At 62.9% G+C, this 16,571-nt stretch carries 16 protein-coding genes; 7 read left to right on the forward strand and 9 right to left on the reverse strand.

Annotated elements, in window-relative coordinates:
• The first annotated feature begins 219 nt into the window (after positions 1-219).
• Complete coding sequence (locus EKH55_RS08075) at positions 220-681, forward strand: tRNA (cytidine(34)-2'-O)-methyltransferase (protein ID WP_069458622.1); 462 nt, start codon at positions 220-222, stop codon at positions 679-681.
• A 128-nt stretch (positions 682-809) separates the two neighbouring features.
• Here the strand turns inward: EKH55_RS08075 and EKH55_RS08080 are convergent, their stop codons facing one another.
• Positions 810-1,382, reverse strand: a complete 573-nt coding sequence (locus tag EKH55_RS08080) for an NADPH-dependent FMN reductase (RefSeq protein WP_151611305.1) — start codon at positions 1,380-1,382, stop codon at positions 810-812.
• A gap of 78 nt (positions 1,383-1,460) precedes the next feature.
• On the opposite strand from EKH55_RS08080, the gene soxR reads away from it, so the two are divergent.
• Positions 1,461-1,949, forward strand: coding sequence for a redox-sensitive transcriptional activator SoxR (gene soxR, locus EKH55_RS08085; protein WP_069458471.1), 489 nt, complete (start codon positions 1,461-1,463; stop codon positions 1,947-1,949).
• 114 nt (positions 1,950-2,063) lie between these two features.
• Here soxR and EKH55_RS08090 read toward each other — a convergent pair whose 3' ends face one another.
• The gene (locus EKH55_RS08090; protein ID WP_151611306.1) at positions 2,064-3,269 is read right to left on the reverse strand and encodes an MFS transporter; all 1,206 of its coding nucleotides are present in this window, start codon (positions 3,267-3,269) and stop codon (positions 2,064-2,066) included.
• Between the two features lie 256 nt (positions 3,270-3,525).
• Positions 3,526-3,786 carry a hypothetical protein gene (locus EKH55_RS08095; protein WP_069458469.1) on the reverse strand — a complete coding sequence of 87 codons (261 nt, stop codon included), beginning with the start codon at positions 3,784-3,786 and terminating at the stop codon, positions 3,526-3,528.
• A gap of 218 nt (positions 3,787-4,004) precedes the next feature.
• Here EKH55_RS08095 and hemF point away from each other — a divergent pair, with 218 nt between their 5' ends.
• Both hemF and EKH55_RS08105 read left to right on the forward strand, forming a co-directional pair.
• On the forward strand, positions 4,005-4,916 hold the full coding sequence (gene hemF, locus EKH55_RS08100; RefSeq protein ID WP_069458468.1) for an oxygen-dependent coproporphyrinogen oxidase: 912 nt from the start codon (positions 4,005-4,007) through the stop codon (positions 4,914-4,916).
• Positions 4,917-4,989: 73 nt separating this feature from the next.
• On the forward strand, positions 4,990-5,268 hold the full coding sequence (locus EKH55_RS08105; protein WP_069458467.1) for a BON domain-containing protein: 279 nt from the start codon (positions 4,990-4,992) through the stop codon (positions 5,266-5,268).
• 48 nt (positions 5,269-5,316) lie between these two features.
• Here EKH55_RS08105 and EKH55_RS08110 read toward each other — a convergent pair whose 3' ends face one another.
• From EKH55_RS08110 to EKH55_RS08125, 4 genes are all read right to left on the reverse strand, one after another.
• Positions 5,317-5,934 (reverse strand): ABC-type transport auxiliary lipoprotein family protein, encoded by a 618-nt coding sequence (locus tag EKH55_RS08110; protein ID WP_151611307.1) that lies wholly within the window; start codon positions 5,932-5,934, stop codon positions 5,317-5,319.
• Between the two features lie 78 nt (positions 5,935-6,012).
• Entirely contained in the window at positions 6,013-7,383 is a 1,371-nt protein-coding gene (locus tag EKH55_RS08115) for an MlaD family protein (protein WP_069458465.1), read from the reverse strand.
• A 92-nt stretch (positions 7,384-7,475) separates the two neighbouring features.
• Complete coding sequence (locus tag EKH55_RS08120) at positions 7,476-8,282, reverse strand: ABC transporter ATP-binding protein (RefSeq protein WP_069458464.1); 807 nt, start codon at positions 8,280-8,282, stop codon at positions 7,476-7,478.
• A 12-nt stretch (positions 8,283-8,294) separates the two neighbouring features.
• The gene (locus EKH55_RS08125; protein ID WP_151611308.1) at positions 8,295-9,437 is read right to left on the reverse strand and encodes an ABC transporter permease; all 1,143 of its coding nucleotides are present in this window, start codon (positions 9,435-9,437) and stop codon (positions 8,295-8,297) included.
• A 289-nt stretch (positions 9,438-9,726) separates the two neighbouring features.
• Here EKH55_RS08125 and dgcA point away from each other — a divergent pair, with 289 nt between their 5' ends.
• A complete protein-coding gene (dgcA, locus tag EKH55_RS08130) occupies positions 9,727-10,710 on the forward strand; it encodes an N-acetyl-D-Glu racemase DgcA (protein WP_151611309.1) in 984 nt (327 codons plus the stop codon).
• Here the strand turns inward: dgcA and EKH55_RS08135 are convergent.
• Positions 10,662-11,882 (reverse strand): MFS transporter, encoded by a 1,221-nt coding sequence (locus EKH55_RS08135; RefSeq protein ID WP_069458461.1) that lies wholly within the window; start codon positions 11,880-11,882, stop codon positions 10,662-10,664. The two genes, dgcA and EKH55_RS08135, sit on opposite strands and share 49 nt — an antisense overlap.
• Before the next feature lie 181 nt (positions 11,883-12,063).
• Positions 12,064-12,906, reverse strand: a complete 843-nt coding sequence (locus EKH55_RS08140; protein ID WP_069458460.1) for a UDP-2,3-diacylglucosamine diphosphatase — start codon at positions 12,904-12,906, stop codon at positions 12,064-12,066.
• Positions 12,907-13,116: 210 nt separating this feature from the next.
• On the opposite strand from EKH55_RS08140, the gene EKH55_RS08145 reads away from it, so the two are divergent.
• A complete protein-coding gene (locus EKH55_RS08145) occupies positions 13,117-15,429 on the forward strand; it encodes an NADP-dependent malic enzyme (protein WP_069458459.1) in 2,313 nt (770 codons plus the stop codon).
• A 262-nt stretch (positions 15,430-15,691) separates the two neighbouring features.
• A complete protein-coding gene (locus tag EKH55_RS08150) occupies positions 15,692-16,429 on the forward strand; it encodes a helix-turn-helix transcriptional regulator (RefSeq protein ID WP_069458458.1) in 738 nt (245 codons plus the stop codon).
• Positions 16,430-16,571 lie beyond the last annotated feature (142 nt).

Raw genomic sequence — 16,571 nt, forward strand, 5'->3', positions numbered from 1 at the left:
TTTAACCCTATTCGGAGCTCCGCGCCAGATTGTCGCACGTATTTTGCTGCCCTTTTCTTCACCGGCGCCCGCCCTGTTGCCGATACGGCACAGATTAGCGGCATGCAATTGAGGGTGGACGCACAGACGACGCATCGCGGCATCGGATGGTGGCAGAGGAAGCCTTTCGATGTAATAGAGGTCCTCGCCTTCGCAAATTTGCCCCATCCCTGGAAGTTCATGACGAATCTGCGCATCGCCCTCTATCAACCGGACATTCCGGGCAATACCGGCACAATCCTTCGCCTGGCCGCCTGCCTCGGCCTCGCCGTCGACGTGATCGAGCCGGCCGGTTTCGACCTCTCCGACCGCAACCTGAGGCGCGCCGGCATGGACTACGTCGCCTCCGTCACGCTCACCCGCCACGTCAATTGGGAGCGCTTCGAAGCGTGGCGAGCCGAAACCGGCCGACGCCTGGTGCTCGCCTCCACCAAGGCTGCCGAGCCCTACACCCGGTTCGGCTTTCGTCCGGACGACATCCTCCTCTTCGGCCGGGAAAGCGCCGGCGTGCCCGATCATGTCCATGAGAGGGCCGACGCACGCATTCTCATTCCGATGGCGCCGCGCCAGCGCTCTCTCAACATCGCGATGGCGGCTGCCATGATCGTCGGAGAGGCGATGCGGCAGGTCGAGGCCTTTTGAGCTTGGCAGCATCACGCCGCGCCCTCCGCGAAGTCCGTTCGGGCGGGACCAAATATCACCATGAAGATCGCCCGCGCTGAGTAGCGCGATATCTTGTGGGCGCCATCGATTCGACGAGGCTGCGACCATCATGCGGCGATCTCATTGTAGGGCGTCGCCTTGCGCGCGGTGTTCAGCGTGCGCGCCCACCAGGTCAGCCGATCCATCATCAGGAAAAGAGGAGCCTGCATTTCCTCGGGCTTGTAGGGATTGCCCGCCGCATCGAATTTCGACCAGGCTTTCGGCAAGGTCACCCCATCCCGCAGCGTTACCGCATGCAGCTCTCCGAATACCTGGCGCAATTGCTCGACAGCCCTGATCCCGCCGGAGGCGCCACCATAGGAGACGAAGGCCACCGGCTTGGCGTGCCAGGGCTCGTAGACGGAATCGATCAGTTCCTTCAACGCCGCCGGATAACCGTGATTGTATTCCGGCGTGACGACGACGAAAGCATCGGCCTCGCTCACCTTGCGCTCCATCCACTCACCGAGATCGCTCGGCTTCTCGCCGCGCGCGCTCCTGAACCGCAGCGGATCGACGATCGTCAGGCTGAAGACGTCGGAACTCGAAAGCTCGCGGATGAGCCAGCTCGCGACCGTGTCGCAGAAGCGGCCCTGCCGTGCGCTGCCGTAGATTAGGGCAAGGGTCATTTTCTCTTTCATGCGCAATCAGCTCCTTGTTGTTGGCCACAGGGAGCTCATGCTATAGAACCTCAAGCATAGTTGAGGTCAATAGCGCCCATGAACAAAGACGATGGCCACGAGATCAAGCGCGAGCTGACGGTCGGCGAAGTCGCCGCACGCAGTGGAGTCGCCGTCTCGACGCTTCACTTCTACGAAAACAAGGGACTGATCCGCAGCAACCGCAGCCGCGGCAACCAGCGGCGATATCCGCGCGGCGTGCTGCGGCGCGTGGCGGTCATCAAGGTCGCCCAACGGACGGGAATTCCCCTCTCGGAGATCCAGTCTGCATTGTCGGTCTTGCCCGACGACCGGCCGCTGACGGTGGAGGATTGGGGCAAGCTCTCGAAGTCCTGGCGGCAGCAGCTCGACGAGCGCATCGCCAAGCTGACCGCATTGCGCGATCAATTGACCGGCTGCATCGGCTGCGGCTGCCTGTCGATGCGCGATTGCCCCTTGCGCAATCCCTATGACGTGCTCGGAACCGAGGGCGCAGGTCCACGCCTGATCGAACCGGCGGATGGCGTGAGCGAACCGGAACCCGGTTGAGGTCGTTCCAGCCCAAATCGAGCTCGATCTAAGGACAAGGCATTCAGGATTCAGAGTGCTACAGCGACCTTTGCCCGTCGCCGTTTGTCGATGAGACGGCGCGGCGCCGACATGTCAGGCTTCCTTGAAGACGCTTCGTTCCAAGGAACGCCGCATCCGGCTGATAAGCGCCATGCTGGCCAGCGTGCCGCAGGAACAGAAAAAAGCGATCGACAGTGCCCAGGCATTGCCCGCCGCTTCGAGAACGAAGGAGAAGAACGGCGGCGCTGCCGCGAAGGCAAGATTGAGCGGCAGCCCGAGACGCGCCATGACCGCCGCGTATTGCGCGGGAGAGAAGAAAACGAGCGGCATCGTCGCGCGGCTCACGGACATGGCGCCGCTGGACAGGCCGTAGAGCAGCAGGAAAAGGACGATCGACCACTCGGCGCCTTGACCGAAAGCCAGGGCCGCAAGCGCCAACGGCATGATCGCGGCTGCGACGAGCCCCGTCGTCACGCCATCCCAGCGATTGCCGCCGAGGAAATCGAACAGCCGCGCCGACAGCTGAATGAAGCCGATGGCCGAGCCGAAGCCCACGGCCAGACGATCCGCAACCGCGAAGCTGCGGAAGAGATCGATGACGACGAGCTGGAATCCCCAGGTGACGAAGCCATTGAGCGCGACGGCCGCGGTGATCAACGCTACCACCTCCCGGGAGCGGCGGCCCCTTGCGCGCTTCGCCTCTGCGGCCGCGGCAACGCCATGCGGCACGCGCGCCGGCGCGGCGGTTCGCGGCAAAGCGAACTGATGCAGTGGTGCGCAGACGAGGAGCATCGTGGCGCCGTAAAGGACGAAAGTGCCGCGCCAGCCGAGCGCCGCCTCACAGAATACAGTCACCGGCCAGGAGATGCTCGGCGCCAGCGCCATGGCGAGCATCTGCGCTCCGATCGCCCGGCGCGCGCGCTCCCCGGCAATCTCGGTCAGGAAGACATGCGCCGAGGTCGTGAGCGTGGCAGCCCCGGCCATGCCGAGGACAGCCCAGGCGGCGAAATAGGCGAGTGGTCCATGGGCAGCCGCGAGCAGCCACAGCCCCGGCGCCGCGAGCGCCGAACCAAGTGAAAGCACCCGCCGCGCACCAAGACGCGCGTAGAACGACGCCAGTGGCGGAGAGCATACCGCCATCACCACCAGCATGACGGTCGGCCCGAAATAGATGCCGGACGGCCGGAGCCCAAGATCGGCGGCCATGCCGGCCGCGGTGACCGACACGAACATGAACATTGCGCCCCAGGCAATGATCTGGGTGACTGAGAGAATGACAACCGCGCGGAGAACAGGCATGAAACCGATGGTGGGAGCAGGCGAAACAGGGCCGGGGGGAGCCATAGGTTTACGCCGCCGACGCGGTCTTGACCACACCGCAATTACGCCTCTGAGATTTTTTTCGCGATGGGGACAAGAGGGCCATCGACACGAAGCGATGGAGTCGCGAGACCTCGAGCGCGTTTCGATCTGACTAGATCAGATCGGCGCTCTAACGCTTTCTTTCTGACGCATGATCTTATCGATCCTCGTTTCACTCCGGTCTGATCATGATCTAATCCGCACTCGGAAGCCGGCGCATGGTGAACTCGATCTCATCACCCTCGAGCTGGCGCCAGCTTTCCACTTCCGTCCAGTAGGCGGCCTTGGGCCAGGTCTCAAACCATTCGCGCGCCTTGGCCCGGGCCGCAGTCCGTTCGAGGCGGAACGTCTCGCGGACGAAGACGCTGCCGCCTCGCGCAGACCGTTCGCTGCGGCTGCGGGCGATCTGGCGCCGCAGTCCCTCGAGCGGTGGTCCTGGTGGTTTCTTCGCCATGGCGATACCTCTCCTGAGAAGATAGGATGGAGGCGGCGCCGTTGCCAGTCCCGATCATACCAGGGCCGACCGCCGCAAAATGCCGGTGATGGCACCCCTGCAGGGCAATGGAATCATGCTGCCTCCCGCAGTTGCCATTCGTCCCGAAATATGGACTGTGGCGACGACATCGAATCGGCGGCTTACCTCGGCGAGCCGCAAACGGACTATGAAATCCCATGGAAAGACCGCAACTGCCGCAGGGCTTGCCTGCCGACATCGAAGACAAGAAGGCCGACGCAAAGGCTTGGTTCGAAGCTTTGCGCGATACGATCTGTTCCGCCTTCGAGGCGATCGAGGACGACCTCGCAGGGCCGCTGTCGGATCGACCGCCGGGCCGCTTCGTCGCCAAGGACTGGCTGCGTGAGGAAGGTGCCGGCGGCGGCGGCCGTATGTCGATGATGGAGGGCCGCGTCTTCGAAAAGGTCGGCGTCCACACTTCCACGGTCTACGGCGAATTCTCCGCGGAGTTCCGCAGTCAGATCCCCGGCGCCGGCGAAGATCCGCGATTCTGGGCCTCCGGCATTTCGCTGATCGCCCATCCGGTCAATCCGCACGTTCCCGCCGTGCACATGAATACGCGCATGGTCGTGACCACGAGCAACTGGTTCGGCGGCGGCGCGGACCTGACGCCGGTCCTCGACCGCCGGCGCGTAATGACCGACGCGGATACGGTGCTTTTCCATCGCGCGATGGAGATCACCTGCAATCGGCACGCGGTCGCCGATCACGCGAAATTCAAGCAGTGGTGCGACGAGTATTTTTTCCTCAAACACCGCAACGAACCGCGCGGCACGGGCGGCATATTCTACGATTGGCTGCACTCGCCGGACGAACTGGGCGGGTGGCAGGCGGATTTCGCCTTCACCCGCGACGTCGGCAAGGCCTTTGCGCTCGTCTATCCGAAGATCGTCAGGGCGAACTTCAACAGCCCCTGGACCGAGGCCGATCGTGACGAGCAGCTCGTACGCCGTGGCCGCTATGTCGAGTTCAACCTCCTCTACGACCGCGGCACGATCTTCGGTCTGAAGACCGGCGGAAACGTCGAGTCCATCCTCTCGTCGCTCCCCCCGGTGGTCCGCTGGCCATAATCATCGTCGAATAAAACCCGCGCAGTCGGCGTTTCCTCACCGAAACGGGAGCCCTCACCCGAGGGATTTTCGGATGGTGTTCAAGAAGCGCACATTCTTCGGCGAGGAGCCGGAGCGATTCACGCCCCCGCAGCCGGCTGAACTGGAGCGGCGGGTGGCAAACCTGCTTGCCGCCGCGCCCGGGCTGGATGCCGCCGAAATTACCGTGACCTGCCGCGGCGAAGCGGTGGTGCTCGGCGGCCGGGTGGCAACTGGGGAGGAAATTCTCCGCGCCGAGGAAGCGGCACGATCCGTTCCCGGTGTCGCCAAGGTCGTCAACCGGATCGAGCTTGCGAAGGCCGGCAGGGGTTGAACGTCCGCCCTGCTTTCCTCGCGTCTTCACGCCGCCGGGAATCTCAAATCAGATCGACGCCAGCGTCCAGCCGACGATATCCGCCGCAACCTTCGCGAATGCCGCATCGAGCGCTGAAACAAACGCCGGATTGCCCGTGCCGCGCACGGGCGCGACGGCCCGGAACGCCCGCTGCCGGCGCACGGTGCCGTTGCGGTCATCAAGGATCTTGGCGAAAATCTCGACGACCGCCGTATCGGCGCCGTCGGTGGATATCTCGAAGGCGCGGATTTCCGTGATGACCTGGTAGTCGATCGCGAGCCCCTGTCCCGGCTTGCCCACGCCACCGACCCTGCCGGTATCCTCGAATGTCTGGACGAGCCTGTCCTGAACTATGCGCGGCAGCCGGTCGCCCCACTGCGCCCTGGCGAGGAAACGCAATTCGGATTCGGAAAGTCGAACGACGATCTGATCACTGTCGAGCGTCCTCAGCGCCGTCGGTTCAGGCACCAGGATCTGGCGATTGGTCGCTCGCGGGCGCTCCACGACAGGCGTCGCGGCCAGGCTGAACGTGTCGTTGACCGCCGGACGGGTGCCGCATCCCGCCAAGATCATCGCCATCGAAATAACCACGGCGAGCCGGGCGGCCCCCGCCTTACGCACAGTAAACACACCCGGAAAATGCATGCGGCAAATATCCCCAAACAGTTACGCGTCGCACGGATCCCCCCCGCGCGCCGCATCACCCGACCGGCCGCGAACGAATCACCGCCGCGTGCGGCCATCATATTGCTTGACAGTCTCGCCGCCGAATAGAAGGCGTTGCGGATTTTTGTCGAAATTAGAAATTGTACTCTGCAAGCTCTGAACGGTGCGACGCGTTTCGGTCACGAGCGACTCTACGTCCCGGAGGCCGGAATTGGAGAAGCGCTTCAGGTTGTCGGCAATGGGTCCGATCTGCGCATTGAGGTTGTTGGCCATATTGCGGAAAGACTCGAGCGTCGCGCGCGCCTCTGCGGAAAGCGATGGTGCGTCCGCATCACCAAGGAAACCGTCGATCTTCACCAGGATGCTGTCGACCCGGTCGGAAGCGGCATTCAGCTTGTTCGACATTTGGGTGAAATCGGTGATCGTCTGGTCTATGTCCTCCTGACGGGCGGCGATCTTTTCGGCGAAGCTCGAAACCTGGGCGGCGATCTTGCGGGCATCGGCGCTTGCCACGGAGATATCGTTGACGACCGTTCCTACCTTCTGCGCGTCGACGGCGGCCACCAGCGTATCGACGCGCTTCAGGGTCTCCTGCGCACTCTTGCCGAATTCGTTATAGGTGCCTACCGTGCGCCTGAACCCGTCGACCGCCTCCGAAACGCCGCCGGAAGCGTCCTTCAGATCGCTGCTCAGCTGCTCGACATTGCTGACGATCGTGTCGATCTTCTTGGGATCGACGGCATTGATCAGCCTGTCGGCGCTCTCGAGCGTGGTGTCGAGTTTCTTCGATGCGGCGCTGACCGACCCCGACAATTCCTCGACGCTCTTCAGGAACTGGTCGATGGCGCCGGAATTATCCGCCAGCGCCTTCGAGAACTTCTCCGCATTGCCGATGGTCGCGGTCAAAGGCTGGCGAATTTCCGTGACGAAACCCTGGATATCCGTGATGGCGCTGTTTGCCCGGTCAAGAATCTGGTCGGCGGTCGCAAGCAGGCTGGTGACGCTCGACTGGTCGGCGGTGATGGTCGCCGACGTTCCCCTTTCGAGCGCCGTCTGGAGGATGTTCTCGTCGCCCTTTCGCCCGCCGCTGAGTTCGATGTAGGCCGCACCCGTAAGTCCCTGTACCTCCAGTGTCGCCGTGGTCGACTTCAACACCGGCGCATCGGCCGACACCTCGGTAATGGCAATCGAGTAGCGCGGATCATTGGCGTCGATCGCGAGATTGCGAACGGTGCCCACATTGATGCCGTTGAAGCGCACCGGCGAGCCGACCGAAAGGCCATTGGCCGAACCGGGAATATTGACGATGAGTTCGACCATCTGGCCAACCCGGCCATATTGCGCCATCCAGTAGACGAAACCGAACGCAGCGGCGATCACGAACACCGTGAAAAAGCCGACAATGGCATAATTTGCTTTGGTTTCCATCGGCTATGACCACCCTTGCGGCTCCCGCCGCTTTCGTCCGCTTCGGCAGGCGAGCCTCCGAAGCACTTCCAAATGCGATCGGCAGGACGGGCTTACGCCCGCACCACCGCCCTTCCCCGCTTGCCGCGGAAATAGGATTTCACCCATGGCTCCTCGCAGGCAAGCATGTCCTCGATTGTCCCGGAGACGAGAACGCGCTTCTGGCCGAGGACCGCGATCCGGTCGCAGACCGAAAACAGGCTGTCCAGATCGTGCGTCACCATATACACGGTCAACCCAAGTGTGTCCCGCAACTTGGCGATCAGCTCGTCGAACTCCGCCGCACCGATCGGATCGAGGCCGGAGGTCGGCTCGTCGAGAAACACCAGATCCGGATCAAGCGCCAATGCGCGCGCCAGCGCCGCACGCTTTATCATACCACCCGAGAGCTCCGCCGGGTATTTCTCCGCCGCTTCCGGCGCGAGCCCGACCAACTCGATCTTCAAGCGCGCCAGTTCGTCCATCAGATCCTGCGGCAGATCGAGATATTCGCGCATCGGCACCTGAATGTTCTCGCGCACCGTCAGGGCGGAAAACAGTGCACCATGCTGAAATAGCACGCCGAGACGCATGTCGAGGGCAATACGCTCCGCTTCGCCGAGCTTGTCATATTCGGCGCCGAGGATCTCGATGGTGCCGGACCGTTTCGGCAGCAAACGCAGTACGGTGCGCATCAGCACCGATTTGCCGGTTCCCGAGGCGCCGACGAAACCGAGAATTTCGCCGCGGTAGATCTCGAGATTGAGCCTGTCGAGAACGATATTGTCGCCGAAGCCGACGGTCAGGTCGCGAACGGAAAGCACCACTTCGCGCCTCTCCGCCGCCCGATCCGATTGCCGCTCCATGACTTCTTGAACCATGATCCGCCCGCCTCAGAAATCGATCGCCGCATAGAACATGGCGAACAGCCCGTCGATGAGAATGACCACGAAGATCGACTTGACCACAGACGAAGTCACGTGACGCCCCAGCGATTCGGCGCTGCCGCCGACCTTCAGGCCCTCGACTGCCGCAACCACTCCGATGATCAGCGCCATGAAGGGCGCCTTGATCATACCCGCCGCAACGGTGGAAAAATCGATCGATTCCTGCAGCCGCGAAAGGAATGTTGCGAACGTGATGTCGGAATAGGTCCAGGCGACGAGTGCCGCGCCGGCGAGGGCGGCAAAGTTGGCAAGGATCGTCAAGAGCGGCAGGACGATGGTGAGCGCCACCAGCCGCGGAAAGACGAGAACGCCGACGGGACTCAACCCCATGACCTTCAGCGCGTCGACCTCCTCGCGCATTTTCATCGAGCCGATCTCGGCCGTGATCGCGCTTCCCGATCGGCCGGCGATCATGATCGCCGTCAGAAGTACGCCGATTTCGCGCAATTGCAGAATGCCGACCAGATCGACGACGAAGATCTCGGCGCCGAATGCGCGCAGTTGAAAGGCGCCCTGCTGCGCAATGATGGCGCCGATCAGGAACGACATGAGGGTGATGATCGGCACCGCCATGACACCCATGCGATCGATCTGGTGCACGATCGCAGCCGGCGAAACGCCGGCATGGCGCCCAAGCTTCATTTGCGCGCCGCGAACCGCCGAACCGAGGATGAACATGGCCGCAAAAGTATCGGTCCAGATCGACACTGTGAGTTCGCCGATCGGCGCGAACAGCCTTTGGAAAAGCGAAAGCCTTCTCGCGTCGCGTTCCGGCAGCGGCAGTTCGGCCGGCATCGCCTGAACGAGCTCGACATACCGCTCGCCCCCGCCGGTGAAGCGAACCTCGCCACCGCTCCCGTTGACGAAGCGCCGAATGATCCAGGCGCCCGCGGTGTCCATCGCGGTGACGGCGGAAAGGTCGAATTCATCATGGTCTCGCGACGGCTTGTCGAGCCTGTTCAGCTTGGCCGCCATGGCCTCGGCCGTCCGGTGCCGCCAGTCGCCGCTGAAGACGTAGCGCCGCCCGGTTCCTCCTTCGCCCTCCTCGAGGACGACATCGGCAACAGTCTGTGTTCGAGCCCGCGTCACGTTTTCTTGGTCTTTCGCTTTGCCATTGCGTAATCTCTTAAACCAGATTCGATCCAAGGACAAAATTGCGCAGGAATTCAAAGTCGTACTGTAGCGTCGCGCGCCTTTCCCGGCCACGGGAATGCCGCTCTAGCACTCGGATGGCCGCATGTCTTCGTCCTTGAACCGAGGGAGATGTGAGAAGGCGTGCCGCAGCCCGGTCATGCGACCGAAAAGACACAGCCGCAAGACCCGCGGGCGACCTGCAACATGCCGATTGCGAAAGCCACGCCGGCGCCGGAGAAGATGAATGCCGATTTCCCTTGCAGCAACTGTCGAACATTTCCCGATCGCCGGCACCTTCACGATTTCGCGAGGCTCGAAGACGACCGCCGACGTCGTCACCTGCCGGCTCACCGACGGCACACTGACCGGTTCGGGCGAGTGCGTGCCCTATGCCCGCTATGGCGAATCCGTCGAGACGGTGCTTAGCGAAATAGAAGCGGTTCGCCCGCTCCTTGTGCGCGGCATCGGCCGGGAAGAACTGCAGCGGGCGATGAAGGCGGGTGCCGCCCGCAACGCCATCGATTGTGCGCTCTGGGACCTGGAAGCGAAGCGAAGTGGGCGCTCCGCCGCCTATCTGGCGGGTATCGCCGAACCGAGGCCCCTGACCACCGCCTACACCATTTCGCTCGCCGAGCCGGAGGCAATGATGGCGCAAGCGGCGCAATACGCCCACCGGGCGCTGCTCAAGGTAAAAGTCGGAACCGTGGACGACAGGGCTCGCATTCGCGCCGTGCGGCAGGCTGCCCCCGCGAGCCGCATCATCCTCGATGCCAATGAGGGCTGGAGCGAGGACAATCTCGCGATGCATTTCTCGGCCTGCCACGAAAACGGCATCGCCCTCGTCGAGCAGCCGCTGCCGGCCGGCCGAGACGAACCGCTGACCCGGATTGCCCGCCCGGTCCCGGTCTGCGCCGATGAAAGCGTGCACGGTACGGAGGACCTGCAATCGCTCGTCGGCCGCTATGACGCCGTCAACATCAAGCTCGACAAGACCGGCGGGCTCACCGAAGCCTTGCGTATGCGCCGCGCCGCCGAAGCGCTCGGCCTCAAGCTCATGGTCGGCTGCATGGTCGGCAGTTCGCTGGCCATGGCGCCGGCGGTTCTTCTGGCGCAGGGTGCCGATTTCATCGACCTCGACGGCCCGCTGCTGCTCGCCCGGGACCGCGATGCGGGCCTGCGCTACGAGGCCTCGCTCGTTTTCCCGCCCGAGCCGAGCCTTTGGGGCTGAAGGTACCAGCCGGCATATGCGAAGCAGAAGCCGATGAGCGCGACGACCGACATCGAATAGAAGCCAGCGACGCCGAACCAGGCGTAGAAGTAACCCGCCACAAAGGTAAAGATCGCCGTGAACATGCCGGTGTAGAAGAAATAGAGCCCCTGGGCGGCCGCCTCCTGTTCCTCACTGACCCGCTCCACGAGCTTGTGCTGCATGCCCGTGTGCATGATCGCAAAGGTGAAGGCGTGGAAGCACTGGAGAATGAAATAGCCGGAGAAGCCCAGCTCCATCGGGAAAATCAGCCAGCGCGCCACCGCCAGCAGACAGCCGGAAAAAATCATCGCCCAGACGCTGAAGCGCCGGATGATCGTGCGGGCGAAGAAGAACATCAGCACTTCCGCGGCCACGCCGGCGCTCCAGAGAACGCCGATCTGCGTTCCGCTATAGCCGATGCTCTGCCAGTAGATGGCCGAAAAGGCATAGAGCATCGCATGACTGCTGTTGACCAGAGTCACCCCGACGAGGAGCAATTGCAGATCGGACTGACGCAGCGACTGCGGCGGTGGCTCGGTGATCGCCGTGATCGGTGACGGTCGGCGGGGCCGCCCGATCCGCGGCGCCACAAGGGCCATCACGATCGTCAGCCCGAAGCCGACCGCCATCGCCGGCAACACCATGGCACCGCCGATGAGGCCGATCATCCAGCCGCCGAGCATGGTCGCGCCGATAAAGGCGATAGATCCCCAGACGCGCATATGCGCATAATCGAAGCCCCAGCGACGCACCCCCGACAATGCAATCGCTTCGACGATCGGCAGATAGGGAGAATAGACCGCGGATTGCAGCGCGTAGATCACAAGCACGGGCCAGAAGCTGTGCGCGAAGAAAAGGATGAAAGCGGTCGCAAGCGACAGACAGCCGGACCAGACGAGCACGATAGTGCGCTCTCCGAGCCGGTCGGCGAGCACCCCCGCAAGCGGCGCCGTGATCACGCGGATGAACATCGGCACCGCGAGCACCACGCCGATCTCGAATTCGCTCAGCGCAAGCGTGCTGAGCCAGACCGGAAAATACGGCAGGGCGAAACCGTTGACGATCAACGGAGCGCAAAAGAGCAGCGCGAGGCGAAGCGCGAAATGGCGCGGCGGTGGCCCCAGAACCGGGGGGGCAGGTGCGGGAATCATGGGAGAACCTGATGGCTGTCCGCCAGCTTTAGCACGGCTCCCCCGCGGCGCACCATCCGCTAGTTTTCGCTACAGGCCCTCGGCAGCGGTTGCGCTGCCGCATCCAATACCAAGTGCGACAGCGACCTGCGTCTGCTTGCATCTGTTGAATGCATGGCGCTACAGGTCCGGATCGAATGACTCAGGCTGCCCGCTGCGCCGGAACGGACACCGGCAATCCGACCTCGCTCGCGTCTTCCGCGACCGTCGCATTGCCGCGCAGGCTGTGCCAGGTGATTAGTTCCATAGTACCGTCGTGATGCTCGGCGATCGCCGTGCAGCTCTCGACCCAGTCGCCCGTGTTGATGTAACGGATGCCGCCGATATCCTCGATCACCGCGTGGTGGATATGGCCGCAGATCACGCCCTGTGCCTGGTGGCGGCGCGCCTCCTCGGCCACGACCTTCTGGAACTCGCCGATGAAATTCACGGCATGCTTGACCTGCAGCTTGGCCCAGGAAGAGAACGACCAATAGGGCATGCCGAGCCGACGGCGGATCGCAGCGAGGCCGATGTTGACCGCGATCGCCATGTCGTAGGCCCAGTCGCCGAGATAGGCGAGCACCCGCGCATTGCGCACCACCACGTCGAATTCGTCGCCGTGCAGCACGAGATAGTTTCGTCCGTCGGCACCCCGATGCACATGCCGCTGCGCGACCTCGATGCCGCCGAAGTGCATTCCGGGAAAATCGCGCATGAACTCGTCGTGGTTTCCGGGAACGTAGATGATCCGCGTACCCTTGCGCGCCTTGCGCAGCAGCTTCTGGATGACGTCGTTGCACTGCTGCGGCCAATACCAGCTCCGCTTCAGCCGCCAGCCGTCGACGATATCGCCGACGAGGATGATGGTCTCGGCTTCGTGGTGGCGCAGGAAATCGAGCAGGTAATCCGTCCTGGCCGCTTTCGAGCCGAGGTGAAGGTCGGAAATGAAGAGCGTGCGCAATTTCCGGACGGGATTCGGTTCCGATACCGCTGCCGCTGTCATGCGAGCCTCATCTTGCTAGAGCCATTTGCCTCCGTCAAAACCAGACTCGTGTTTCAGGAAGATGACACGGGCCGCGCCTTGCCCCATTCCGGTTTCCGAGTCGGACCGTTCTGGTCCGGCTCCGACATTGAAATGACTGAAAGCGAAAACTGTACGTCGCGCTGAAATCGTGCCAAAAGGCCAGCGTTCGGGAATCGAGGGAAGCAAGGTATGAACACGGGCGACAAAGCGAAATCCCAATCGGTGCCGGAGAGCGGCGATATCGACAGCCAGGCACTCTTCTTCCATCGCTACCCTCGCCCCGGCAAACTCGAGATCCAGCCGACAAAGCCGCTCGGCAACCAGCGAGACCTGGCTCTGGCCTACTCGCCCGGGGTCGCCGCCCCCTGCCTCGCCATCAGAGACGATCCGGAAACCGCCGCCGACTTCACCGCACGCAGCAATCTCGTCGCCGTCATCTCCAACGGCACGGCCGTACTCGGCCTCGGAAATATCGGCCCGCTGGCCTCCAAGCCGGTCATGGAGGGCAAGGCCGTTCTCTTCAAGAAATTCGCCGGCATCGACGTCTTCGACATCGAGATCGACGCCCCGACCGTCGAGCGCATGGTCGATGTTGTTTCGGCGCTCGAGCCGACCTTCGGCGGCATCAATCTCGAGGACATCAAGGCGCCCGAATGCTTCGAGGTGGAGCGCCGCCTGCGAGAGAAGATGGATATCCCCGTCTTCCACGATGACCAGCACGGCACCGCAATCATCGTCGCCGCCGCCGTCTTGAACGGGCTGGAACTTGCCGGCAAGGACATCGCCAAGGCGAAGATCGTCGCCTCCGGCGCGGGCGCTGCCGCACTTGCATGCCTCAACCTGCTCGTGACGCTCGGCGCAAAGTGCGAAAATATCTGGGTCCATGACATAGAAGGCCTCGTCTACAAGGGCCGCGAAGCCCTGATGGACCAGTGGAAATCCGTCTACGCGCAGGAGAGCGACAATCGCGTGCTTGCCGACAGCATCGGCGGCGCCGACGTCTTCCTCGGCCTTTCGGCCGCCGGCGTGCTCAAGCCCGAACTGCTGGCGCAGATGGCCGAAAAGCCGCTGATCATGGCGCTCGCCAATCCGACCCCGGAAATCATGCCGGAAGTCGCCCGCGCCGCGCGCCCCGACGCGATGATCTGCACCGGTCGTTCCGACTATCCGAACCAGGTCAACAACGTCCTCTGCTTCCCCTATATTTTCCGCGGCGCGCTCGATTGCGGCGCGCGCACCATCAACGAAGAGATGAAGATGGCGGCCGTGCGGGCCATTGCGGGCCTTGCCCGCGAGGAACCCTCCGACGTCGCCGCCCGCGCCTATTCCGGCGAGACACCGGTTTTCGGACCGGATTACCTGATCCCCTCGCCTTTCGACCAGCGGCTGATCCTCAGGATCGCTCCGGCCGTCGCGCGTGCCGCCGCCGAATCCGGGGTTGCCACTCGTCCGATCCAGGACTTCGACGCCTATCTCGACAAGCTCAATCGCTTCGTCTTCCGTTCCGGCTTCATCATGAAGCCGGTCTTCGCCGCCGCCAAGAATGCGGCGAAGAACCGCGTCATCTTCGCCGAGGGCGAGGATGAACGGGTGTTGCGGGCGGCCCAGGTCCTGCTCGAGGAGGGTACTGCCAACCCGATCCTGATCGGGCGTCCCCAGATTATCGAGACGCGGCTGCGCCGCTATGGTCTCAGGATCAGACCCGATGTCGATTTCGAAGTGGTGAACCCCGAAGGCGATCCGCGGTACCGCGACTATGTCGACGACTATTTCGCCATAGTCGGCCGCCTCGGCGTCATTCCGGAGGCCGCCCGCACGATCGTGCGCACCAATACGACGGTCATCGGGGCTCTCGCGGTCAAGCGCGGCGAAGCCGATTCGCTGATCTGCGGCGTCGAAGGGCGCTACGCGAGACATTTGCGCGACGTGTCGCAGATCATCGGCAAGAAATCGGGCGTCCACGATTTCTCGGCCCTCAGCCTGCTGATCTCGCAGCGCGGCGCCACCTTCTTCACCGACACCTATGTCAGCTACGACCCTAGCGCCGAAGAGATCGCCCAGACGACCGTGATGGCCGCCGACGAAATCCGGCGCTTCGGCATCACCCCCCACGCCGCACTCGTTTCGCATTCGAACTTCGGCTCACGCGATTCCGAGAGCGCCTCCAAGATGCGTACCGCGCTCCGGCTCGTGCGCGAGCTTGCGCCTGACCTCGAGGTCGACGGCGAGATGCACGGCGACTCGGCAATTTCCGAAATCCTGCGCCAGCGCGTGATGCCGAACAGCACCCTGAAAGGGGAAGCCAATCTGCTCGTCTTTCCCAATCTCGACGCCGCCAACATAACCCTGGGCGTGGTCAAGACGATGACCGACAGCCTCCATGTGGGGCCGATACTCCTCGGCTCGGCCTTGCCGGCGCACATCCTCTCACCCTCGGTGACCTCGCGCGGCGTCGTCAACATGGCCGCCCTCGCCGTCGTGGAGGCGAGCCATCCCGCCTGATACCGAGCTTGGGTTTCTCCAGCGGCTCACCCGACTCCGCGCCCTTTGAACGGGATTAGCTTGGACAGTCCGGTTCGAGCTGATCCCGGGCGATCGTTGCTTCAGCAATCGCGCATTTGGCGATTTTTAAGTCCTGCCGCCACAAAACCACAATCACCGATTGATATAACAGGACGACTGCAGCGTTTACGAAATATAGCACTAGACAAAGACGGTCTCACTAAACCATGTTTATTCTAGGGGCATGAATCGGTGTTACGGCATGACTGATGAACAAGCTGTCCTCGATCTGCTGGATGTCGTCGAATACGGAGGCTGCGCCGAACCGCAGCAATTCTTTGCCTTGATGCGCCGCACCTTCAATATCGCGCATCTCCTCTACCTCGAAGCGGAACCATCGGCAGATGGCCTGAAAGTCTGCCGCCTGCATCACACTTTCGGCACCTATGCTGCCGATCTCTATCATTCGAGAGGGCTCCACCGGATCGACCCGATTCTGAGACTTGCGCTCGGCGGCGTCAGGCCCGTCGAATGGGCGAGCGCCCGCCGACGCTTCCCCGAATGCGAACCGCTCTTCGAGGCGGCAGAGGAGATCGGTCTCTCGACGGAGGGCGTGGCGCTGCCGCTTCCGTCTCCAGCCAGTCGTATGGCGCTTCTCGCTATCAGTTCCAATCTTTCGCCGGCGGAATGGTCCGACTATCGCCGCCGCCATCTGCGTGATTTCCAACTGGCCGCAAATCTGTTCCACGCCTCCATGCTCGAGCATTCGGCGATGCCCGGGGCCATGGACGAGCGCGACATGAGACTGACCTTGCGTGAAACCGAGGTCCTCACCTGGTCGGCAGCCGGCAAGAGCTATTGGGAAATCGCCACCATCCTCGGCATCTCCGAGCGCACGGTCCGTTTCTTCATGACCAACGCCCGACGCAAGCTCAACGTAGTGTCGAACACGCAGGCCGTTGCGCAAGCCGTTCGCCATGCCTTGATCCCCACCATCTGACGGGTCGACTTCCGAGCCGACCTGAAAATCGGTACACCGCCCCCCAAATTTACCGGGAAAATGGCAGAAATTGAACTGTCACTATCGACAGTTACATGTGTCAGCGGAGCCTGCCAGCATCGCACCATCGAAGGAAAGCGAT

The sequence above is a fragment of the Sinorhizobium alkalisoli genome, from assembly GCF_008932245.1.
Taxonomy (GTDB): domain Bacteria; phylum Pseudomonadota; class Alphaproteobacteria; order Rhizobiales; family Rhizobiaceae; genus Sinorhizobium; species Sinorhizobium alkalisoli.